The organism is Butyricicoccus pullicaecorum (assembly GCF_002160355.1).
Lineage (GTDB): Bacteria > Bacillota > Clostridia > Oscillospirales > Butyricicoccaceae > Butyricicoccus > Butyricicoccus pullicaecorum.
Map to the genome: position 1 here is coordinate 15339 of NZ_NFKK01000019.1, position 22252 is coordinate 37590.

At 55.1% G+C, this 22252-nt stretch carries 24 protein-coding genes and 1 pseudogene; 2 read left to right on the top strand and 23 right to left on the bottom strand.

Translation table 11 applies throughout. The annotated features are described in order from the left end of the window. The first annotated feature begins 366 nt into the window (after window positions 1-366). Window positions 367-1173, top strand: coding sequence for a helix-turn-helix domain-containing protein (locus B5F17_RS12250; protein WP_002584331.1), 807 nt, complete (start codon window positions 367-369; stop codon window positions 1171-1173). 118 nt (window positions 1174-1291) lie between these two features. On the opposite strand, the gene B5F17_RS12255 is transcribed toward B5F17_RS12250, so the two are convergent. The 23 genes and pseudogenes from B5F17_RS12255 to cls all read right to left on the bottom strand — a co-directional run bounded on the left by B5F17_RS12255 (window position 1292) and on the right by cls (window position 20704). Beyond that, window positions 1292-1783 carry a nucleotidyltransferase domain-containing protein gene (locus tag B5F17_RS12255; protein ID WP_002584332.1) on the bottom strand — a complete coding sequence of 164 codons (492 nt, stop codon included), beginning with the start codon at window positions 1781-1783 and terminating at the stop codon, window positions 1292-1294. A gap of 51 nt (window positions 1784-1834) precedes the next feature. Then, window positions 1835-2212, bottom strand: coding sequence for a TnpV protein (locus tag B5F17_RS12260; RefSeq protein WP_002584333.1), 378 nt, complete (start codon window positions 2210-2212; stop codon window positions 1835-1837). Beyond that, window positions 2172-2534: a helix-turn-helix domain-containing protein gene (locus B5F17_RS12265; RefSeq protein WP_319017596.1), complete on the bottom strand. Its 363-nt coding sequence runs from the start codon at window positions 2532-2534 to the stop codon at window positions 2172-2174. The genes B5F17_RS12260 and B5F17_RS12265 overlap by 41 nt, the downstream gene beginning before the upstream one ends. A gap of 71 nt (window positions 2535-2605) precedes the next feature. Then, window positions 2606-2758: pseudogene (locus B5F17_RS12270) on the bottom strand (Maff2 family mobile element protein); the annotation flags it as partial. A gap of 32 nt (window positions 2759-2790) precedes the next feature. Beyond that, window positions 2791-4560, bottom strand: coding sequence for a VirD4-like conjugal transfer protein, CD1115 family (locus tag B5F17_RS12275; protein WP_087374217.1), 1770 nt, complete (start codon window positions 4558-4560; stop codon window positions 2791-2793). After that, the gene (locus tag B5F17_RS12280) at window positions 4557-5039 is read right to left on the bottom strand and encodes a PcfB family protein (RefSeq protein ID WP_087374219.1); all 483 of its coding nucleotides are present in this window, start codon (window positions 5037-5039) and stop codon (window positions 4557-4559) included. Before B5F17_RS12280 ends, B5F17_RS12275 begins: the two co-directional genes overlap by 4 nt. A gap of 5 nt (window positions 5040-5044) precedes the next feature. Further along, on the bottom strand, window positions 5045-5944 hold the full coding sequence (locus B5F17_RS12285; protein ID WP_087374221.1) for a DUF6017 domain-containing protein: 900 nt from the start codon (window positions 5942-5944) through the stop codon (window positions 5045-5047). A gap of 272 nt (window positions 5945-6216) precedes the next feature. After that, window positions 6217-6420, bottom strand: a complete 204-nt coding sequence (locus tag B5F17_RS12290; RefSeq protein WP_087235317.1) for a helix-turn-helix domain-containing protein — start codon at window positions 6418-6420, stop codon at window positions 6217-6219. A gap of 521 nt (window positions 6421-6941) precedes the next feature. Further along, window positions 6942-8012, bottom strand: coding sequence for an FUSC family protein (locus B5F17_RS12295; protein WP_087374223.1), 1071 nt, complete (start codon window positions 8010-8012; stop codon window positions 6942-6944). After that, entirely contained in the window at window positions 7999-8445 is a 447-nt protein-coding gene (locus B5F17_RS12300; RefSeq protein ID WP_087374225.1) for a MarR family winged helix-turn-helix transcriptional regulator, read from the bottom strand. Before B5F17_RS12300 ends, B5F17_RS12295 begins: the two co-directional genes overlap by 14 nt. Before the next feature lie 171 nt (window positions 8446-8616). After that, the gene (locus B5F17_RS12305; RefSeq protein ID WP_016147954.1) at window positions 8617-9108 is read right to left on the bottom strand and encodes an FUSC family protein; all 492 of its coding nucleotides are present in this window, start codon (window positions 9106-9108) and stop codon (window positions 8617-8619) included. Continuing rightward, complete coding sequence (locus tag B5F17_RS12310) at window positions 9105-9611, bottom strand: YbhB/YbcL family Raf kinase inhibitor-like protein (protein WP_087374227.1); 507 nt, start codon at window positions 9609-9611, stop codon at window positions 9105-9107. Before B5F17_RS12310 ends, B5F17_RS12305 begins: the two co-directional genes overlap by 4 nt. Before the next feature lie 84 nt (window positions 9612-9695). Further along, a complete protein-coding gene (locus B5F17_RS12315) occupies window positions 9696-10061 on the bottom strand; it encodes a winged helix-turn-helix transcriptional regulator (protein ID WP_016147956.1) in 366 nt (121 codons plus the stop codon). Between the two features lie 79 nt (window positions 10062-10140). Further along, window positions 10141-10740 (bottom strand): ABC transporter ATP-binding protein, encoded by a 600-nt coding sequence (locus B5F17_RS12320; RefSeq protein ID WP_087374229.1) that lies wholly within the window; start codon window positions 10738-10740, stop codon window positions 10141-10143. After that, on the bottom strand, window positions 10737-11657 hold the full coding sequence (locus B5F17_RS12325; protein WP_087374231.1) for an ABC transporter ATP-binding protein: 921 nt from the start codon (window positions 11655-11657) through the stop codon (window positions 10737-10739). The genes B5F17_RS12320 and B5F17_RS12325 overlap by 4 nt, the downstream gene beginning before the upstream one ends. 14 nt (window positions 11658-11671) lie before the next feature. Then, window positions 11672-12496: an ABC transporter permease gene (locus tag B5F17_RS12330; protein WP_087374233.1), complete on the bottom strand. Its 825-nt coding sequence runs from the start codon at window positions 12494-12496 to the stop codon at window positions 11672-11674. Beyond that, the gene (locus B5F17_RS12335; RefSeq protein WP_087374235.1) at window positions 12493-13488 is read right to left on the bottom strand and encodes an ABC transporter permease; all 996 of its coding nucleotides are present in this window, start codon (window positions 13486-13488) and stop codon (window positions 12493-12495) included. The genes B5F17_RS12330 and B5F17_RS12335 overlap by 4 nt, the downstream gene beginning before the upstream one ends. A gap of 12 nt (window positions 13489-13500) precedes the next feature. After that, window positions 13501-15096 carry an ABC transporter substrate-binding protein gene (locus B5F17_RS12340; protein WP_087374237.1) on the bottom strand — a complete coding sequence of 532 codons (1596 nt, stop codon included), beginning with the start codon at window positions 15094-15096 and terminating at the stop codon, window positions 13501-13503. Next, complete coding sequence (larC, locus tag B5F17_RS12345) at window positions 15093-16463, bottom strand: nickel pincer cofactor biosynthesis protein LarC (RefSeq protein ID WP_087374240.1); 1371 nt, start codon at window positions 16461-16463, stop codon at window positions 15093-15095. The genes B5F17_RS12340 and larC overlap by 4 nt, the downstream gene beginning before the upstream one ends. A 2-nt stretch (window positions 16464-16465) precedes the next feature. Continuing rightward, window positions 16466-17227 (bottom strand): nickel pincer cofactor biosynthesis protein LarB, encoded by a 762-nt coding sequence (larB, locus tag B5F17_RS12350; protein ID WP_087374241.1) that lies wholly within the window; start codon window positions 17225-17227, stop codon window positions 16466-16468. A 16-nt stretch (window positions 17228-17243) separates the two neighbouring features. Then, complete coding sequence (gene larE, locus B5F17_RS12355; protein ID WP_040332846.1) at window positions 17244-17999, bottom strand: ATP-dependent sacrificial sulfur transferase LarE; 756 nt, start codon at window positions 17997-17999, stop codon at window positions 17244-17246. Window positions 18000-18553: 554 nt separating this feature from the next. After that, window positions 18554-19066: a GNAT family N-acetyltransferase gene (locus tag B5F17_RS12360; RefSeq protein ID WP_162608176.1), complete on the bottom strand. Its 513-nt coding sequence runs from the start codon at window positions 19064-19066 to the stop codon at window positions 18554-18556. Between the two features lie 111 nt (window positions 19067-19177). Further along, window positions 19178-20704: a cardiolipin synthase gene (gene cls / locus B5F17_RS12365; RefSeq protein WP_087374246.1), complete on the bottom strand. Its 1527-nt coding sequence runs from the start codon at window positions 20702-20704 to the stop codon at window positions 19178-19180. A gap of 216 nt (window positions 20705-20920) precedes the next feature. On the opposite strand from cls, the gene B5F17_RS12370 reads away from it, so the two are divergent. Continuing rightward, window positions 20921-22120, top strand: coding sequence for a M24 family metallopeptidase (locus B5F17_RS12370; protein WP_087374274.1), 1200 nt, complete (start codon window positions 20921-20923; stop codon window positions 22118-22120). The last annotated feature ends 132 nt before the right edge of the window (window positions 22121-22252 follow it).

Consider the following 22252-nt stretch of genomic DNA (forward strand, 5'->3'; position numbering starts at 1 on the left):
AGATTGTCGTGTTTCGGTATCATTTCGGTATCAGTTCGCCAGTTCTCCCCGGTGTCGTTCCTCCCCTGAATCTCACAGCGGCGTATTGCTCCCTTTGGTACGCTCGTTTCGGTCAGGGTTCCTCCATATCCCTGCCAAAAGTCATGGCGCTACATCGCCGGGGAAGCATATCCCACACAGGCTGGTCATTCGATTGGAATAATCCATCGATGAACTACCTGTATCATAGAACATTTTTGTGCCCTGTGCCGTATGTCCACAAAGTAGGAATTAAGGGTAAAAATCAGAAATTTCCACGATTGCGGAAAGTATGATATAATCCAGTTAAGCGGCAGTAATGAAACCGCCGGAAAGGAGCGTGCGCCCATGAAAGGAGCGACAAGCATACAGGAACGCCTTTGGGAACTCCGCAAGGACAAAGGCTTAAATCTGGAAGAATTATCAGAGCTGACGGGCATTTCCAAATCAGCTCTTGGCAGTTATGAAAAAGAGGATTATAAGGAAATCAATCATGGCAACCTTATCACGCTGGCAGACTTCTATGGGGTTTCCGTTGATTATCTGCTGTGCCGGACAGAGAACCGGGAGCAGATCAACACGCCACTAACAGAGCTGCATTTGAATGATGAGATGGTGGCACTTCTGAAAGGCGGTCGGATTAACAACCGTCTGCTCTGTGAGCTTGCCACTCATAAGGACTTTATCAAGTTTCTTGCGGACATTGAGATTTATGTAGATGGGATTGCCACCATGCAGATTCAAAACCTCAACGCCCTTGTCGATACTGTCCGGCATGAAATCATTGAACGGTATCGCCCCGGCGAAGACGACCCGCATTTGAAAGTGCTGCAAGCCGCCCATATCAGCGATGATGAATATTTCAGCCACATGGTTCTTGATGACCTCAATCTCATTATCCGGGATATTCGGGAAGCCCACAAAAAGGACAGCGAGAGTGCGCCCCAGACCACCGTTGCCGATGAATTGAAAGAAAATTTGGAAGCGGTTGAAAATTTCAAGGGCAGTCGGGATGAAAAGCTGGTTGTCCTTTACTGCAAGCAGCTCGGCATCAACTATAAAAATCTGTCAGACGAAGAATTTCGCTGGCTCATTCGGATTCTACAAAAATCAAAGAAAACAGGAACTCCTATCAGTCAAAGGAAAAAACGGTAAAGAAAAACCGCTGTTGCATGGTTGTGTTTGCTTCCATGTAGCAGCGGTTGGTGCTATACTTATTCAGTTAAAATTTCAAAGCGATAAAGTGGAATTTATCTTAGAAATTACAGCAATGTTATTTTGATAAACTTTCAAGAATTGAAATATCATGCTTATCTTTATCTCTTAATTCATAACCTGAATGGAAAACTCTTTGGCCTTTTAAGGATATACAAGGAATTGTTTTTCCTTCAAAAAAAGCACTACCAAAGTAATCTTTTTCAAACTCATACCAGCCACCCTCTAAATCAGCTTGTTTTGAAGTTCCGTCCTCACTTAAAACGAACGGGTGAATGTCTAAGTAACCAAGTTCATCACTATATAACTCTATTCTAACCGGTTTCCAGTCTGTATCAATTTTATAGCCCAGATTCAAAAGCACATTTAACAATTTTTCCGTATGTTGAGCATCAAAATTTATATCTATATCTCTATGAATTCTTGTTTGTTTACCAGCTAAAATATCTACACCCCATCCGCCATCCAACCAGTATGTAATTCCAGTATTTTCGAATAATTCTATTACTTTCATTAAATCTTCTTTTGTTGTTATTTCTTTTCTACCCATACAAAGTCTCCTTTACAACTTCTAATTTGTAATAATCATTCTACCATACCGTTATGAATAAATCATCTCATGTAAAACAATTTCTTCTGCCCGGTTGTGAATGTTATTGCAACGCTGCACCCATTCCATTTGACGGGTACGCTTCAATTCCTCGGTCACGCCCTCGGCAGCTTTCATCTGCTCCATGATGGTGTCTAACCGTTTCTGTGCCTGTTCGTTCAGGTCTGCAAGATATGTCCACAATTCCCCGGTCAGGGTCAATGTGTGTAATCTGGCTGGGCAGACTTCTCTTAAATATTCCCGGTGCATCCGTCCGTACTTTCCGATGGGGCGGTGTTCCTCCGGCAACTTCAAGTCCGGGATGTAGTAATCTCCAACAAGGATATAATCAATTCCGTTTTCTTTTATTCTTGGTTTCAATTCGCTCATGTTCCTTACCTCCTGTGGAAGCAGGCTCGTCTGGTACTAACTCAATCACATCGGTAATCTCACAATTCAGCGTTTCGCAGATACGGGCTAATGTATCCATGCTGATGTGCTTTCCCTCTTTGCTCATGTTGGCAATCATATTTGTTGTCATACCAGCGGCAAGCCTTAAATCCTCTTTCCTCATATCACGCTCTAACAGTGTGTGCCAGAGTGGTTTATAGCTGATGTGCATATTGTTTTCCTGCCTTTCTATCCATACCACCGGGGCGGCTGCCCCGGCAGGAACTTTTCTCTTATTATAGCACCAATCTTGTGTAATCACAATTTATTCTTGTAGACTGCCGCTGATACCGTCTGGATTGTGCTTTTCCTTTCTTTTTGTTCCCTTTAATTAGCCATGAACTGCTTGATTCCCTGGGATTTACTGGCAGGGTTGTCCTGCCCGTAACCTTCCAGGAGGTTGATGCCGCCCCACACGCACAGGCCGCCGCCCAGGGCGATCACCAGAGTCTGCAACACATCGATAGCGTTAGTGAAAAAATCCATAAATCATATTTCCTTTCTTCGGTGTAGAATTGTTATTGAAGGTCCATTGCTGTCAATTCGTACATCTCGAAAGGCTCATCCGGCTTTACGATGGCCGGTTTGCGTTTCATGTACCGTTCCATATCAAAGAGGTATTTCTTGTCGGCGTCGGCGGTGTACTTGTAGTTGGGGTGCTTCGTCAGGTCGTACTTGTCCGAGAGGAAGGGACGCACGCCCCGCAGCATGAAGATACACTTGCCTCCGTCCATTACCGCCAATTCGTCCTGGGTCATCAACTCCTTTCCCAATTTCTGATAGGTGAGGCCGTGAGAAACCTGGCTGCCCCGGTTCTCCGATTGATTGAAACTGTCAATCGTTTCTTTCCCCAGCAGCTCCGAAATTTCTTTCAGGGTGGATTTCTCCTTGCCTCCCAAAAACAAGGTGCTGTCGCAGTTACCCACGATGGTATCCGCCGCGTCCTTGTAGATGGTCTTTAACTGGCTTTGGCTCTGCAAAATAATAGAAGCCGATATTTCACGGCTTCGGATGGTAGCAATCAATTTCTCGAAGTTTGGAATTTGCCCAATATTCGCAAACTCGTCCAGCAGGCACCGCACATGGACCGGCAGGCGGCCACCGTAGAAGTCGTCCGCCTTGTCGCACAGGAGGTTGAAAAGCTGGGAGTACATGAGCGCCGCCACGAAATTAAAAGTGCTGTCCGTATCCGAGAGGATGACAAACAGTGCCGATTTGCGGTCGCCCAGGGTATCCAGCTCCAGCTCGTCCTCCGCCATGAGGTCCCGCAGCTCCGCGATGTCAAAAGGCGCCAGGCGGGCGCCGCAGCTAATCAAAATGGATTTCAGGGTTTTGCCCGCGGCCATTTTGAATTTGCGGTATTGCTTCACAGCGAAGTGATCCGGGTGCTCCTTCTCCAGCTTGGCGAACAGCAGATCCACGGGAGACTGAAATTCCTCGTCGTCCTCCCGCGCCTCGCTGGCGTTGATGAGGTCCAGCAGGGTGATGAAGTTGCGCTCCTCCGGTTCCGCCTCGTACCAGATGTACCCGATGAGGGCGGAATAGTACAGGCGCTCGGCCTTGACCCAGAAATCTTCACTGGACTTTTCGCCCTCCCCCTTGGTGTTGAGGATCAAGGCGTTCACCAGCTTCAAAATGTCCTTCTCGCTGCGGATGTACGCCAGAGGGTTATATCTCATAGATTTTTTGAAATTTATCAAATTTAGGCTTTTAATGCGGTATCCCTTGCGATCCAGCAGGGCGCCCACCTCGTTCAGGATGGTGCCCTTGGGGTCCGTGACCACATAGGAGGAATGGCACTGGAGCAGGTTGGGCTTGACGAAAAACCGCGTTTTGCCTGAGCCGGAACCGCCGATGACCAAAATGTTCTTATTCCTGGCGTACTTGGGCTCTTTCGGGCGGCTCGACATGGTGATCCGCTCCGTCTGGGTGAGAAGGACATTCTGGGAAAAGTCCGGGTCCACATAGGGGGCGATGTCGGCCGGGGTGCCCCAGCGGGCGCTCCCGTACTCGATCCCCCGGCGGTATTTCTTCGCGTTCTTGCCCTTGGAGTAGACCGCCAGCCGGATCAGCACCGCGCCGGCGGCGCCCACGCACAGGTCCAGCAGATGGAAGCTGGGCGCCAGGCTGGCAAAGGCCGCCGAAAAGCCCTGCCCGATGTGGAGCAGCTTCTCCGAGGCGGCCGCCCCAGGGGAAAGCCGCACCCCTTGGCAGAGCTTGTCAAAGAGATACACGAAGATGAGATACGGGAGGTTGAGGATGATCTGCTTTTTCAGCTTGTCGGTCATCGCGCCACCTCCCGGTCCTTGGTCTTGACCTTCTCCCGTTCCCGGTGCTTGGTCTTGGCCTGTTCCTGGGCCTGGACCAGCCGCTCCCGGATGGTGGGGCGCTTCTCCCGGTTCAGGGTCATGGCCGTGAACTCCTTGAAAGCCGGTTGGAGCTGGTCCTTGTCCTTCGCCTTGAAGAACACATAGTAGTGCGGTGGGTCGGTGGTGGGGTCCTTCTTCAGGGCATAGTCGATGTCATACTTCTTCGCCACCGCCGAAAACGCCTTGATGTTCTGCTCCGTGATCTCGATGTTGGTCAGGGAGGCCCCATGCTGTTTGAGCTGGTGCAGGGTCTGTTTCCCCTGGTGTAAGCTGCGCTGGGAGGGCTTCTTCTGCATCTCCTCCAGCACCTTCTTTACGGCCTTTTGGAGCAGGTCCGCGGTCATCTTGCCGGTCTCCACCGAGAGGGAGACCACGCCCTGGGTGATTTCTTCCTGCACTCACATCACCTCCGATCTCCGCCGCCGTACATATCGTGGCTCACCAGGGAAGTGTAGTAGCTGTCGATGGTTGCCGGGGCGTTATATAAAGCGGCCAGCAGGTATTTCTTGATATTGCGGACATAGGTGGTGTTCTCCCGCATACGATCCAGCACATACTCGATGTGGGAGCTGTCCAGCTTCAGGAACCGGGACTTGACCACCTCCGCCGGGTAGTCGTCCCCGGCAATACGGATCATCTCCCGGTTGGAGCAGACCGTGTCCACCATGAGCTCCACCAGCTCGTCCAGGCGGTTCCGGTCAAGGTGGTGGTTCTGGATGAGGCAGTCATACTCGATGTTCTCCAAAATCAATTCCCGATAGCTCTCCCGCTCCCGCATCCGGTCCCGTCCTTTCTGGTCCGAGCCCCTGGGGGTTTGGGGGATTGATAGGACAGGATTTGATCCTTCCGTACTTGATAGATCTTTTTTTGATTTTTCTTTACTTGATCTATTAGTATTTAATTGTGCGGGGTTTTCCTGTTCAGGTTCTTCCAAGACAGGGGAAGCCTGTTCAGGATTATCCAAGACTGGATTTTCCCGTTCAGGTTTTTCCGGTTTAGGTTCCGGCGGTCTGGGCTGCTCCAGGATGGTGTACTCGATGGCGCCGAGCTGGCCGTTGGGGTTGCGGACCCGCTGGCGGATCACATAGCCGTGTTCCTCCAGCTCCCGCACCCCGGCGCAGATACTGTCAACGCCATCCTTGCAGATCCGGGCCAGCCCCTTGGTGGTATAGTCCCACTCCTCCGGCAGGGAGAGCATGAGGGAGAGAAGGCCCTTCGCTTTCAGCGAGAGCGACTTGTCCCGCAGGTGATGGTTGGACATCACCGTGTAATCGCGGGTTTTCTCAATGCGGAATACCGCCATGTTGGATACCTCCTTCCGTTGATTTTGAAAAGTGTTCGTTTCGGTGGTTTTGCGCCCCTGTATCACCGCCCGGCCTCCCATGAGGGAAAGGATATGGGCGGCCTCGTTTGCGCCGCCCACAGACGAAAAACAAGGGGATTTCCCACCCGTTTTCATACAGTTTTGAGTGCCCCCGGCAGGGCATAAAAAAACGCCACAGGTTTGTGTTACCTATGGCGTTGCCCCGGCAGATGTCCGGTCTGTATTCAGTTGTTCCCTTAAATTTTGGGGACTTACTCCTCGTTCTCCTCCATCCCCAACCAATCCTCAAAAGATTTTCTGGAAATGCGGATCATGTTTCCAATCCGGATCGTCTGAAACTCGCCGGAGTTTGCGAGTTTATAGGCAGAGGATTTTCCAATGCCGAGAATAGCGGCGATGTCCTCCACGGTGTAGGTTCTGTTTTTCGGCGTCTGCTTTCCGCCCGATGCACTCATAATCTGCCTCCTGTTTCTTGTCGGCATTTTGCCCATACCTGCCCGGTTTCCCTGATGGGAAAGGCCCTGTCAGACACCATCCCTGCTAAGAATTTGCTAATTTGACTTTCTGAACGCCCCGTCACGAGGCGGCATCACAGGGATTTTTGTGCAGATTGACCAGTAACCAGGCGATACAATTTCGGATAAAACAACAAGGCAAATTATGAAACGGACGATGTACCAAGCGGCACGCCATACTCCTAAGCGGTAGGCCGGAGGTTCGAATCCTCTCAGGGACGCCAAATCAAAAAACTGAAAGCACCCTACTATGGTGCTTTCAAAAAATCAGAGAACGGTGTGATTTCATAGTCACACCGTTCTTTTTCGTCGTTTATTTTCCTTTTTATCCTTCTGTAATCTGCATTCGTAAATATATTTGTATCTCCCGCAAAAAGAAAGTCGTCATCCGCAGTACATTTTCGTGCTGCAAATAACGACTTCCTTGCAATTCATCAAGTTATTGATATGTCATGATCTAATCATCCCTGATTCTCCTGTGCATCGTGCAGTAATCTGACTGCAGCCAGTCGATGGAAGATCGCTGCAAACACCAGCGCAAAGGTCACGCCCAAAACGGTATCCACAATACGCAGGATGACCGCTCCATGCAGTCCATAAATTCCGGTTCCCAGCATGAGTGCACCAAAGCAGTTCATTGCGGTCTTATAGCGATAATCTACACAAAATCCCAGACACAGACCACCCAGCGGTCCCATCAGCGAATGCATGGATTCCGGCAAGATCTGATACAGGACAAAAAATGCACACGAGCCGGCAATCACGCCCACAATACGCTGCCAAAAACGAGTCGCTGTACTGCCGCAGTACGGATATTCCGACAGCAGCGAGGCGCAGGCAAAGCCCATCCACATAAAGCGCTCCACGTCAAACACCTGTCCGGCAGTCAGAATCAGGCTCACACCGAGTGCCATACGCAGCTGCCACAGATGCGCCTGCGAAGTCAGGTCAAACTTTCGAATCACATGATGGAAACGGACGGTTTTGTGTTGATGACGATGCTTGAAAAACAGAATCGCACCGCAGATGACGTATCCCACGATGGCCAAAAGTACACGCCGCACAAGATCTTCCCCGAATACCGGGTTTCCGGTCAAATAAATATAAGCAAAGTTGTACAGGCCGCCGTTTCCCATTTCAGGCCGCTTCGTGGTCATGTAGAGCAGCGCGAAAAAGGCTGCAAAGTGCAGCGGAATCAGCAGTACCGGTGGCAGCACTGCCGCCAGACTGGGCACAAATACCAGGATAGCCAACACAGCTGCCAATGTAATCAGGGAATCCCCGACACAGTATTCAAAATTGACAAAACGAATGCCCAGCATCATACAGAACAAGGCAACAGCCAGCGGGGTATTGTTCGCACCAAAAATACCGGACAACAGGCTGATAAACACGATGGCAAAGGCTACGATCAGTGCAGAGCGCACCGCCATTGCCACCCAGTAATATGTTTTCTCCTTCCTTGTCTCACACGCGGCAATTTTCCGCTTGAGTATGGAAGGGTCCATCTGCAACGCATCATAAAACTTCATGGTCAAGTGTCTTTTCCTGCCCTTTCTCAATCTGTGCAGCCAATCTGTCTGCGTAATACATAAATGCCTCAAAATCCTCGCGCGAGCTGCGCCATAGGTCATAAAAAGGCTGCAAAATGCTCTCATATCCTTTTTTGAGCTCGGCAAGCCCGGTTTCAGTGATAAACAGCTGATAGCTGCGCTCGTCCGTCGTCTGCCGCTCTTTGCGGATGCAGTTCTTCTCATAGAGCGACTTGAGGCACCGGCTCACCGCCTCTTTCTTCATACCGCTGCTCTGACTGAGCAAAACGGGCGTATTCTGTTCCGGCTTGAGATACAGATGTGCCAACAGCTCACATTCACTGGCTGTCAGCAAAAATTTACGCACGGGCAGCAGCGAACGCATGATTTTTTGCATCTGCTGCTGATAGTGCATCATATCGGTCCATTCCATGTTGTCTTTCAGTCCTCCGACATTTAGTTAACCTTGTTAATTATAATTCCTTCTTCTCGTCCTGTCAAGTGATCGGATGTATCCCGGTTTTGGCAGCTCTTCAACAGACATAAAAATACCCGTCCAGTTCCAGTTTGAAACCAGACGGGTATCTTATTTTTTATCACAGTGCTATGCTTCGCTGCCCCACGGGATCATATTGACCACCAAAGCGGTGATAATGCCGATCGTGGTGTCCAAAATGCGATTCAGGGCAAAGCTCACCGGACTGGCATCGGCCTGATGGGTGACCGTGACGCACAGAAAGACCACGCACATCAAAAATGTGCCCTTTTCCTGTCCAATCCAGACCGAAAATTTGATAATCGGGATGAGTAGGAGCGACAGCACGGCATAACGCAGCACCTCGACCGGAATATAAAAGACATACCGCTCAAAGAGCAAAAACAGCATGCCCCAGATGCCGCCGATGATGGTCGCAATCTCGCGGTTTTTGGCCTGCCAGATGCTGTCCTGCTGGCTGCGCTGCATGCACAAAATGGCTGCGATCGCCGCGTAAAACGGCACGCCGGTCTTTCGGATGGTGTCGAGGACGAAACACAGAAAGACCGCAATGACGGTTTTCCAGATACGTCCCCCAACCCGAACCGGAAAGCCCATCATATTTTCTGATAGCTGCCCTTGAGAGTGTAGCTGTCCAGAATGTGACCGTCCATCGCGCGGTGCAGCTCATTGAGCAGGAAACCGGGTGCAAGGTCAAGCGTGCAGTCGAGGGCGTAGACGTGCAGCTCGTAGATATGGTCACGGTCGGGCGGCATCATGCCGCCGTAAAACGACGACTGCGCACGGCTCTGGCTGCCGCCCTGCATGCTCGTCCAGCTGTTGCTTCCCTGCACAAAGTCGGTCGCGGTCTGACTCTCGTTCTCGTGCAGTTCAGTGCGCGTGATATTGGCAGCCAGCCAGTGAATCCAGGCAAAACCACCGGTTACAGGATAAGCGTCCTTATCTTCCAGAACCAGAGCAAACGATACCGTTCTCTCGGGTGCCTCCTCGATCTTGAAGGGCAGCGAGTACGTGGGCATACCGTGATCGTTAAACTGGGTGCCATGTCCGCCAAAACGGTCACCAATCACACCGTTGATGATACCTTTGCTTGTCACAAACATAATAAAATACCTCCATGCGGTTTTGCTTGTCAACATCATAACCGCTTGGAGGCTTTCTGTAAATTACCCACTTTTTTGTTGGTATCATCCGGGCAGGATGCCCTTTTCGATCAGCACATCTTCTTTGCCGTGAGATTTGAGGTATTTGATTCCGATTTGCTGCATGATTTTGAGCGCTTCGAGCAGCTCTCTTCCCTGCTCCTCGGTCAGCGAATACTCGACCCGCAGCGGATAGCCGTCAAAGGTCTTTTTCTCCACAAAACCATAGTCAATCAGCTCTTTTAGGTGTTCGAGCAGCATTTTTTGTGTGATTCCGTCAATGTCCTTTTCCAGTCTGGACAGTGAAGTCGGACCCAGCCGCAGCCGCCACAAAATGATCGGCTTCCACTTTCCCTTAATCATATCATGCACCAGCTCCAGCGGGCAGGTGAAGGCATCTCGCATTTTCAAGGTCAATCCCTCCTTCTGCTCTTATGATATCCGAATACTGGCACAAACGCAATGAAAACATGTTGCATTTGGGTCTTTTTTACCCTTCGAGAGACACAATCCGCGTACACAGATGGTCGAGCAGCGCACTGTTATGGCTGACGATGACCAGTCCGATGTCCCGCGCCTGTGCTTCTTCCAGCAAAAACTGCCACAGCTGCGCCTGTGTGACCAGGTCGAGCATGGCCGAGATCTCATCGCACAGCAGGAACTTGACCGGTACGGCCAGCGCACGCGCAATGCAGAAGCGCTGCAATTCTCCGCCCGACAGCTCCCGCGGGAAGCGGTCGAGCCACGCGGGCTGGATGTGCAGGGCGTCGAGCAATCGCTGGTCAATAGGCCCGGCCTCGGTCAGCGACTGCCGCAGACGGATACGCGGGTCGAGTGCCAATTCGGGATGCTGCCAGATCATCTGCACCGGGCACGCACCCGGATAGTCGGACAGCGGCTTGCCGTCCAGCGTGACCGTGCCGCGCTTCGGCTGCATATATCCGGCAAGCAGCTTGCACAGCGTGGTCTTTCCCCTGCCGCTCGGTGCGAACAGTCCCACCCGCTCGCCGCTGTTGACCGTCAAATTCACATTGTCCAGCACGGTTTTATGTCGATATCCAAAGCCAATCTGGCTTGCTTGCAGGATCATGTCTCGTCCTCCCCATCATACAGGCAGCGGATGTGCCCGGTATCGGTCTGTCGGTACGGAATGTGCGCACGCTTGCGGCAATCCGCGCGGCAGATGGGACACCGGGGCGCAAACTGGCAGCCCTGTGTGATCTCTCCCGGATAGGGCTGGGTGCCCGGAAGTGTGTGGAATCCATTCTGCGGCAGCGCCTGCCACAGCGCGCGGGTATAGGGATGGCGCAGTCGGTCGGGTGTAGTCTGTTCGATGGTCTCACCTGCATACAACACGACGATCTGATCAGCAACCGTCAGCGCAAGTTCCAGGTCATGCGTGATGAACAGTACCGCCGCGCCAGCCTCGGCCAGCTCGCGGAAATGTCCGAGCATACGCCGTGCCGACCGCGCATCCAGTCCGGGCGTCGGCTCGTCCGCAACGACCAACCGGGGACGCTCCATCGCGGCAGTCGCAATCAGCACCCGGCGCGCCATACCGCCCGACAGCTCGAACGGATACATCTGCTCGGTCTCCGGTCCCAGTCCGTACCGTTTGAGCCCTTCGCGGCATTTCTGTACAGCCTCAGCTGTCCGGCTGCCCCGTCGAATCTGGGTGCCGACCTGCATGAGCGGGTCCAAACAGGTCGTGCCCTGCGGGACGAGCACGATCTCCTGTCCGCGCAGCGCCTGTGCCCGTTTTGGCGTCAGCGGCTGCCCGGCATACAAAATGCGTCCGCTCATGTGGCTGTTATAGGGCAGAAGTCCCAGAATGGCGTGCGCCAGCAGGCTTTTGCCCGAACCGCTCGCGCCCACGACCGCGACCACCTGACCGCTCGATATGGTCAGCGACAGGTCATGCAGGACGGTGAGTTCGTGCTGATGCAGGCCTGTGGTGTACTGGGTAAACGAGAGCGACAAGCCCTCGACGCGTAAAATGTCTTGCACTGTGTCCTCCCTCCTTACCGCTGTGCGCTGGACGGGTCGAGCAGCCGTCTGAGCCGGTCACCGATAGACGCGAACAGCAAAACGGTCAGCATGAGCGCCAGACCGGGGAACAACGCCAGCCACCAGCGTCCGGTCGTCAAATACCGCATGCTTTCGGACAGAATCACACCGATTGCGGGCTGCTCGGGCGGCAGTCCAAAGCCCAAAAAGGTGATGCTGGCCTCGTGCAGGATGGCATGCGGGAACTGGAGCACCAGTCCGACGACAAACTGCGGGAGCAAATGGGGCAGCATGTGGCGCTGGATGACGCGCCAGCGCGAGACGCCCAGCTTGCCCGCGGTCAAAATATACGGTGCCTGCCGCAGCTGGATGACCTCGCCGCGGATGACACGGGCGAGCGACGGCCAATGACTGAGCGCAACGCCCGCGACTACGCCAGTCAGTCCCCGTCCGAATGCCAACGCAATCAGCATGACGAGCAGGATGTGCGGCACGCCCATGGTCAGGTCGATCAGCCAGCTGATCACCGCGTCCGCCCGTCTGCCGAGCGTCGCGGCAGCCAGTCCGAGCACGAGTGCGAGTACAGCACTCACGCCAGCGGTCAGCAAGCCGATGCGGATGCTCAGTGACAGTCCGGCCAGCGTGCGTGCCAGCATGTCACGCCCCAGCCAGTCGGTGCCAAAGAGAAAATGTGCACTCGGCGCGGTATTTTTGCGTGCAAAATCGGTCACAAGCGCCTCGTCTGACAAGATCATACCGGAAACCGTGACCAAAATCAGCACCAAGACTGCCGCACCAAGGGTAAAACAGGTCTTTTTTCGTTCGTTCCAAGCTTTCATAGACCGCGTGCCGCCCCCCTTCGGATTCTCGGGTCGATCACGCCGTACAGCAGATCGGCAATCAGATTGCCCGCAAAGACCACCGCGGCTGTGATGACGGTAATGCCAAGCAGCAAGGGCAGGTCACCGCCCAGTCCGGCGGTCACAGCCGCCTGTCCCAGTCCCGGATAGGAAAAGACCTGTTCGACCAGCACCGAGCCGCCGATGATCTCGCTGATCGAGCCAAATTGCAGCGTCAGCGCGGGCAGCGCGACACCGCGCAGACCGTGCCGCAGCACGATCGACCGGGTGGATTCTCCCCGTGCACGGGCGAAAAAGACGTAATCGGACGCCAGAACGTCGATCATCTTTTCCCGCGTGTGCAGGGCGATATTGGCAACGCCCGTGATGCTGAGCGTCAGCACAGGCAAAATGGCGTGCCGGACGCGGTCGGCCATGCTGACCGCTGCCTGTTCCATGCCGATGGGCACGGACAGGCCGATAGGCAGCCAGCCCAGCCAGACCGAAAAAATCAGCATCAGCACGATGGCCAGCCAGAACGCCGGGGTGCTGGAAATGAGCAGACAGTAGCCCCGGATCAGGCGATCGGGCAGCCGTCCGTGAAACGCTCCGGCAAGCACACCGAGCGTCAGCCCCAGCACACCGGACAGCAGCCATGCAGCGGTTAAAATCCCGACCGACGCGGCCAATCGCTGTCCGATGACGGTCAAAACCGGCTGTCGGTACAAGAGAGAGGTTCCGAAATCGCCGTGCAGCACGCCGGACAGCCAGTTCAGATAGCGTTCGGCGGTTGGCGTGTCCACGCCCCAATAGGCGTTCAGCTTGTCGATCTGCTCGGCACTCATCGAGCCGAGCGCGGTCTGTCCGATGTTGGTCTGTAAGGGGTCAAGCGGAAACAGCGACATGAGCACAAAGGCTGCCAGGCTGACGCCAAGCAGCAAAACTGCCATGCGAATCAGTTTTTTCCCGGCAAACTGCAAACGGTGCTTCATGTCCTTCCTCCTTTATTTACTCCAAGTCCACGCGTCCACGTTATTGACCAGCGACCAGCCGTGTCCGTGCGGGTGAATCTTCTGCTCGGCAATCTGCAAGCCTTCGCGCACCCAGTACAAGTGATCGACGTTGACCAGCCAGACCCACGGGATGTCGCCGTCCTGAGTCACACCGGTCGTGCCGTCCCACTGAGCCTTCTGCCACAGGGCATAGGCAGTTTCCAGATCGTCACTCGCCAGCGCTTCGTCCATATATTGGTCGACGGTCGGGTTGGAATAGGGCGAGTAGAGCGCGGTGTCCGAGCCCTCGCGGGTGTGATAAATGTTATAAAGTTCCATCGGCGTGTGCGCACCCCAGCCCCAGACAAGGGGTTCGGACAGGGCTCGGTCGTAGGCGGTATCCCAGCCCACGCCCTCAATCTGTACCGAAATGCCGAGTTCGGCCATCTGATTGGCAAAATCAGCCGCCAGCGCCTGACGTACCGAGTCGTCACTTGCGTACAGGACGGTCATTTCTGCCTTGACGCCGTCCTTTTCGCGCACGCCATCCGCGCCCATCGTCCAGCCGGCCTCGTCGAGCAGCTGCATGGCAGCTTCGGGGTCGTAAGAAACTTCGGATGCATCGCTGTACCACGGCATCTGGTTGCACACGCTGTACGCCGGGGTGCCGTGACCGGCGAGCACGTTGTCGATCATCTCCTGACGGTCAATGCCCAGATTGATCGCGCGGCGCACGCGCACATCGGCGGTCAGGTCATTGCCCACCGTGCGGCCCTGCGCGTCGGTCGTGCGCGGCGTGGCAGGCAGGTTGAGTCCGCGGTTGTCCACCGTCTGATAGGCTTCGAGCGTATAGCCGCTCACGGTCTGATCGGCGTAGGTCGCGGACGTGTAGGACACGTCCACCTGTCCGGCCTGTGCAGCCAGGAACGCTGCGTCCTCCTCCATAAACAGGATGGTGACCGTCTTCATCTTGGGTGCTTCGCCGTAGTAGTCGGGGTTGGCCTCCAAAATGACCTGCTGGCCGCGGTCCCACTGCTTGAGCATGTATCTGCCCGAACCGATGGGATTTGCACCGTAGGTCGCACTATCGTAAGCATGCTCAGGCAGGATACCCACGACCGCCATGGTGTACGGCCAGATGGAAAATGCCTGATTCATGTGGAACTGCACGGTCGTGTCGTCGATGGCCTCGGCAGAATCCAGCATGGTGAAATCGCTCACCGTGCTCTGTGCCTTAACCGTGTTATAAGTAAATGCAACATCGGACGCGGTCAGCGGCTCGCCGTCGGTGAACTTGACGTCGTCCCGGATGGTGACCGTCCAAGTCAGACCGTCCTCCGACACAGTGTAGCCGGTCGCAAGGTCGTAACCGATGGTCAGATCGGGATTTGTGACCGTGAGCGTGCTCTGGATAAGCGGCTCGTGAACGTGTTCGCCCGCCCCCCAGCCGTAAGCCGGGTCAAAACCGGCAGCCGGTTCGGAATTGACATCGAGCGCGATCACAACCGCATCGTCTGCATGGGTCGTTTCCTGTGCGGTCGGCTGCGCACCGCAGCCTGCAAGCAGGCAGAGCATCAAAAACAGGGATAGAATCTTGCGGATTTTCACGCGTTTTCCTCCTTGTTCAGCGCCTGCCGAACGGCCTGAGCGACAGTATCATAGGACAGTCCGGTTTTGCGCGCGATGGCGGCAACGTCCTCAAATTCCGGTTTTGCATGGGTGATGCCAAATCCCTCAGCAACCTTGACGCGCACTTTTCCCCAGGCTGTGGATACTTCACGCGCAGACGGCTGCAAAAAGTATTTTTCGCAGCGGCGCACGCGCAGGCCGTTGGTGGTGGTCAGGGCAAGCACCCGCTCGGCCATGCGTGCGGTGTCCTTGTCCTCGCACAGCACGGTCAGCACCTGACCGGCTCTGCCCTTCTTCATGGTTCCCGGAACGGTGTATACGTCCAGTGCACCCGCGGCAAGCAGCTGTTCGCAGGCCAGAGCCAGCGCTTCGGCGGACAGATCGTCCAGATTGCAGACAAGTTCAGTGATGGTGCCGTTTGTCTGCGCTTCGCTCTCACCCAAAAAGGCGCGGATGCAGTTCGCCTGCTCCTCAAATTGCTTTGTGCCGATGCCGATACCTACCTTTTGGGTGCGCATGACCGGCATTTTTTCAAAAGCGTCGGCAAAATGGGTCAGCAAAGCCGCACCAGTCGGGGTGCACAGCTCACCCTGCACACTGCCGCCATAGACCGGAACCCCAGCCAGCAGATTGGCGGTTGCCGGTGCGGGTACGGGCATGACGCCGTGTGCGCAGCGCACCGTGCCGCTGCCCACATGTATCGGAGAGACGACCACGCGGTCAACACCCAGAAGGTACATCGCGTAGCACACGCCGGTCACGTCTGCGACGGCATCCAGCGCACCGACTTCGTGATAGTGCACGTCGCCCACCGGGCAGCCGTGCGCCTTGGCCTCGGCCTGTGCAATGGCATCGTAGACCGCGCGGGCGTGCTGCTTGACTGCGTCCGGCAGGTTCAGACCGTCGATGACTTCTGCGATATGACCGGGGGTTGCATGGTGGTGATGGTGGCCATGTTCATGCGCGTGATGGTGGTCATGTTCGTGGTCATGGTGATGGTCGTGGTGGTGCTCATGTTCATGGTCATCGTGATGATGATGGTGATGCTCGTGATCGTGATCATCGTGGTGGTGATGATGGTGTTCATGTTCATGATCGTCATGGTGATGATGGTCGTGCTCATGCGCGTCCGGCTCGTGTTCCTCTTCCCCGTGTACGGTCACGCGCATGTGCGTACCTGCGATACCGCAGGTCTTAGCCGGTTCGGCAGTCACCTGCACGCCGTGCAGACCCAATTCCTGCATTTTCTGCAAAAATGCGGGCTGATCGTCCAATAATTCATAGAGTGCAGCCATCAGCATATCGCCCGCTGCGCCCATGTTGCATTCCAAATACAGCGTTTTCATTGTCAGTCCTCCAATCCTTCCATCTGGTTGATGCGGCTGGCCAGATAGCCCGCGCCGAATCCGTTGTCAATGTTAACCACACTGCACCCGGATGCGCACGAGTTGAGCATGGACAGCAGCGCAGACAGGCCGCCGAAGCTCGCACCATAGCCCACGCTGGTCGGTACGGCAATCACCGGACAGTCAACCAGACCGCCGATGACCGAGGCCAGCGCGCCCTCCATACCGGCAACCGCAACCACGCAGCGTGCGTCCATGAGCTCGTCCAAACGGGACAGCAGGCGGTGCAGCCCGGCGACGCCCACGTCGTACAGGCGCACCACATGATTGCCCAGCACTTCCGCCGTCAGTGCAGCCTCTTCTGCGACTGCCATGTCGCTCGTGCCGCCGGTTGCAACCACAATCTTGCCCCGGCTGGCGTGTGCGTCCGGGTAGGCGATGGCAAGGCGCGGAATAGGGTGATAGTCGACCGGGATGGCCTGTGCGACCGCCTCAGCCGCCTGTGCCTCCAATCGGGTGATGAGAATGTTTCTGCATCCGCGCTCGCCCATGGTTCGCGCAATGCCGATGATCTGCTCGGCGGTCTTGCCCGCGCCGTAAATCACCTCGGCTGCACCTTGGCGCACGCTGCGGTGAAAATCCACCTTTGCATAGCCCAAATCCTCAAACGGCTGGCGTTTGAGTGCGGTCAGCGCTTGTTCCGGGGTGGTATTGCCGTCTGCAACCTGACGCAGCAGCTGCAAAATCTCGTGTTTGTTGTCCAAAATCGACGCTCCCCTCTTATCTCGACGCGCGGCGCGGGGTCAGATCGAGGACAACCGCGTCAAAGTCCGCACCCAGTGCGGCGATAATCTGCTCATATCGCGCGGCCGCCTGCGCGAGCTGCGCCGCAGTCATCTCCAGCCGTGCGGTATTGCCCGCAAGCCGGACGCGGAAGTCGGTGAATCCCAGTTCTGCGAGTGCCTGCTCGGCACGCTCAATTTTGGTCAGCTTGTCCTGTGTAATCGGGGTTCCGGTCGGAACACGGGTCGCGAGGCAGGCGTAGGCAGGCTTGTCCCAGGTAAACAGATCGGCCTGTCTGGACTGCTCGCGCACCTGCGCCTTGGTCACGCCGCACAGGCGCAGCGGGGACAGCACCGAGAGTTCCTTGAGCGCACGCATACCCGGTCGATCGCTCGCATCGTCCGATGCGTTGGTGCCGTCGAGCAGAACGGTATAGCCATCCGCGCGGACGCGCTCCCACAGCGTTGTAAACAGTGCGTGTTTGCAGTGGTAGCAGCGGTCGGCACCGTTCTCCACGGCCTTGGGTACCGACAAAATATCAACCTCAATGACGGTCATCGGAATGTCCAGCTGCTCTGCCAGCTTTTTGGCGTCCTCCAGTTCAAAGGCAGGCTGAAAGGCACTGTGTACATAGTAGGCGCGCACGTCACAGCCATACTTTTTGGCTGCCCACAGCACGAATGCCGAGTCGACACCGCCCGAAAAAGCGACTGCTGCCCGAGGATATTGGGTAAAAAAGGCTTGTAAAGTCATAAAAATCACCCTTTCATAAAAAACAAAAGGCATCTGCTCTCGATTGCTCTGAGCCCACGCCTCCTTCATCTGCGTTCCTTTGCCATAGTTCTGATATCAGAACTATGGTTCTATATTCGACTTTATTATACCATACCGGCAGACAAACATCCAAGAAGAATCTTCGGCGTGTGCGCCGTTCATGGCATCATTGCGAAAAAAACGAATCACAGCTATTTCGCTGTTATGATACCATATAGAGTGCACTCCATGTCAATCCCCTGGCCTGCCGAAAGGCGTACAAATACCGGGTTTGAACACACAAAAACCGCCCTTTTTGGGGGCGGTTTTCACTTATGCCGACTGTACGGCATTCCGTTAGGCTTTCTTATGATACTTGCGAACCAAATAAACCACCAGCGCACCAATGCCAATGATCGCGACGATGTTAAGTATGGTGATCAAAATACTGTATCCATCCAGTGCCACGTATGTCATCCCGGTTCATCCCTTTCACAGGTATCGTTTTATGGCTCTATTATATCCTATGGTTTTGGTCTGTGCAAGTGCGGGATTTACGCGCTCAGGTGCAGAGAGCCGCGGATCTCCTCCAGTGCGCCCGGGTGCAGCTCGACGGCCTGCACGTACCGGTCAGGAATCTTGGAGCAGTTTTCAATGCCGAAGTCGGTCACCGGTCGGAAACCGAAACGGCTGTAATAAGCCGGGTCACCCACCAGAAAAGCAGCGCGATAGCCCATATCTGCTGCCCGCGTGAACGCCTCGCGCAGCAATGCGCCGCCGATACCCTGACCGCGCAGGTCTGCACGCACGCACAGCGGAGACAGATACAGTGCCGTGCACGCGCCCTCCTCGGTCTGTACGGTGCGCTCGGTGAGCAGAACGTGACCGACCAAGCTGCCGCCCTGCTCTGCGACCAGCTCGAGCGCCGGGACATAACCACGGCTGCTGCGCTGGGCGATCACCCAGTCCTGTTCGCACCCGTCCGAGATGCGCGACTGCGCAAACGCCTGCCGAATCAGGCGGTAAACCGCGCGATAATCCCCAATTTTGATTTGCCGAATGTGCATAGTTCCTCCCTTTTGCATCCCCCTCGGATGCGCCAAAAAACGGCACAGCGACGCGCACTATGCCGTTTGTCGATGGACTTTATTATAACACATTTTTGCCCGCTTGCAAAGTCAAAGCATGGGGGCAAAGAGGCGCAGAATGGAGGCCGCGATCGAGGCCAGCCACGGAACACTGCGGAACCACTCGTCATCGATCTGACGGCTCAGTCCCATCGTGTCGAGCACGTCATCGCGAATCTCATTGATGGTCTCGCCGCCGTACAGCACGGTGCCGCACTCAAAGTGCAGGAAGAACGAGCGAAAATCCATGTTCATCGTGCCGACGACTGCAACATCATCGTCCGAGAGGATCATTTTGGCATGCAGGAAGCCCGGTCGATACTCGTAGATTTTAACGCCTGCCCGGTGCAGCTGCTGGTAATACGAGCGCGTGACGCGGTAGACCAGCTTTTTGTCCGGGATACCCGGTGTGATGATACGCACGTCGATTCCCGACTGGGCAGCGACGGTCAGCGCGGTGATCATCTCGTTATCCAGAATCAGATAGGGCGTTGTGATATAGACGTACCGCTGGGCGCGGTTGATGATGTGCATGAACACGGTCTCGCCAACGTTGCGGTCGTCGAGCGGACTGTCGTAGAACGGCTGCACATAGCCGTCACCCGAGCGCACAACGGTCGGCATATAGCGGTCACGATCAAAGAAGCGGTCTTTGGTCGTGTACTCCCACATTTGCAGGAACATCTCGGTCATGTTGGCAACACCTGGGCCCATCAGACGGACTCCAGTGTCCTTCCAATGGCCAAAGCGTATGCGCTCATTGATATACTCATCGGCCAGATTGATACCGCCCATGAAACCAATGTTACCGTCCACGACGCAGATTTTACGGTGGTCACGGTTGTTGAGATAGGTGTTCAGGGTGGGAATAAAGCGATTAAAGCGCACGGCGTGCAGCCCTAACGAGCACAGGTATTTGTCATAGCTGTGCGGGAGTGTGCCGAGGCAGCCCGCGTCGTCATACATGACGCGCACTTCACAGCCTTCCCTGACCTTGCGTACTAGGATATCCAGCAGGGTATCCCACATTTTACCGGGTTCGATGATGAAATACTCCATAAAAATGAAGTGCTGCGCCGATTCCAGTGCCTCGCACATGGCGGCAAACTGCTTTTCACCAACCGGATAATAGGTCGTTGCGGTATCGCCCCAGACCGGCATGGCGCTTTCGTTCTGGATATACCGCGCACCGCGGGTATAGCGCGGCAGTGCGGCAGCCATCTCCTCGCTTGCAGGCGGCTCGGGCACGGCAGAAAAATCCGGATGGCGCAGGCGCTGACGATGTCGCGCGCGATTGCGATTGAACGGGGTATTACCCCAGAACAGATAAAACAATCCGCCGAAAATCGGGAAGAGTAAAATCAGTACAATCCAGGGGATTTTATATGCCGGATTATCATATTTTCGAATCAGCCAGATGACAATAATCGCACTGAGGATGGTGCACATGCGATAGACCCACATCCAGCTCAGGCTGACAAAGGCAATCACACAGATCACTACGGCCGCCTGAAGTGCCAGCAAAACACCGCCGACAAAGCGCCGGTCAGCGATCAATTTCTGTAACTTTTTCAGCATAACCCCTCCAAAACCATTATTTTTCTCCTGATATCATCATAAACCGACATTTGTCAAAAGTCAATCAAACCCGTGTAAAGTCTGTTTAAATTCCCCTCCGGCGCTGCATTCCCTATAAGAGGTGGTTTTTTCGTTGTAATTTCCCGCCGCTCTGCTATAATGGAAGAAGAATTTCAATTTCTGCCGGGAAAGGCAGAGGCAGAAGGAGCTGTGACCATGCTAACCCACAATAAAGTCCCTAAATCTGAGCTTGACGCCCGTTTGTCCGCTCTGCGTGCGGCACTGACCGCGCGTGACCCGGCTTGGGAAATGGTACTCATCAACAACAAGATCAGTTTGTACTATCTGACCGGAACCATGCAGGATGGCGTTCTGGTCATCACCCCCACCGAGGCGACCTTCTGGGTGCGCCGCTACTTCCCCCGTGCGCAGGAAGAGTCCCTGTTTGACGATCTGCGCCCGATGAAGTCCTTCCGCGTGCTCGAAGGCAGCTATTCTGTCCCCGCCTGCGCTTATCTGGAGTGCAAGACCGCGTCGCTCGAGTGGCTGGGAATGGTGCGCAAGTATCTGCCCTTTGCCGACTATAAGAACATCAGCCCGATTCTGGCCGATCTGCGCGCGCACAAGAGCGCATACGAGCTGGACTGCATGCGCCGCGCCGGCGCCATCCATGCCGAAGTGCTTGAGCGTGTCACGCCCGGTCTGCTGCGTGAAGGCGTGAGTGAGGCCGTGCTGTGCGCAGACATCTATCGCGCTTTCCTCGAACGCGGTGCAATGGGTATCTCCCGTTTCAATCAGCTGCTCGGTGAAGATGTCGCCGGTCTGTGCGCATTCTCGGAAAACGGTCTGCGCGTGACCGCATTCGACGGCCCGGACGGCAACGCCGGTACCTGCATCGCAATGCCTGCCATCGGCGACAATCGCCGCCTGCTGCAAGAGGGCGACCTCGTTCTGCTGGACATCCCGTCGGGCGTGGACGGTTACCACACCGACAAGTCGGTCGTCTACTTCTACGGCGATCTTGACCGCCATCCGGCTGCCGACCGCATCCGCCGCGCTTACGCCTTCTGTGCCGAGTTCGAGCGCAAGGTCGCCGAGCGTATGGTTCCCGGCGCAATTCCTGAGGAAATCTTCCTGGAACTGTGGCCGACCATCCCCGCAGAGTTTGCCGAAGGCTTCATGAATGGCGGCAAGTTCCTGGCGCACTCGATCGGTCTGGTCATGGACGAGGCTCCGGTTATCGCACGCGGATTTAAGGCTCCGCTCGAAGCCGGTATGACCTTTGCGTGTGAACCCAAGATTGCCCTGCCGGGTGTCGGTGTGGTTGGCACGGAAAATACGTATGAGGTCGTTGAACAGGGCGCCGCTCGTTCGCTGACCGGAAATATTCTGGATTTGCAGTGCATTCGAGAGTAAAACCCGCCCGCAGGCGAAATAAAGTTTGGATCAAACCTTTTCAAAGGTTTGCGGGTTCTCAGGGCAGAGCCCTGAGTCGCACTCCGCAGAGTGCGAAACTCCCCTTTTGATTCCGGTCTTTTGACCGGAATC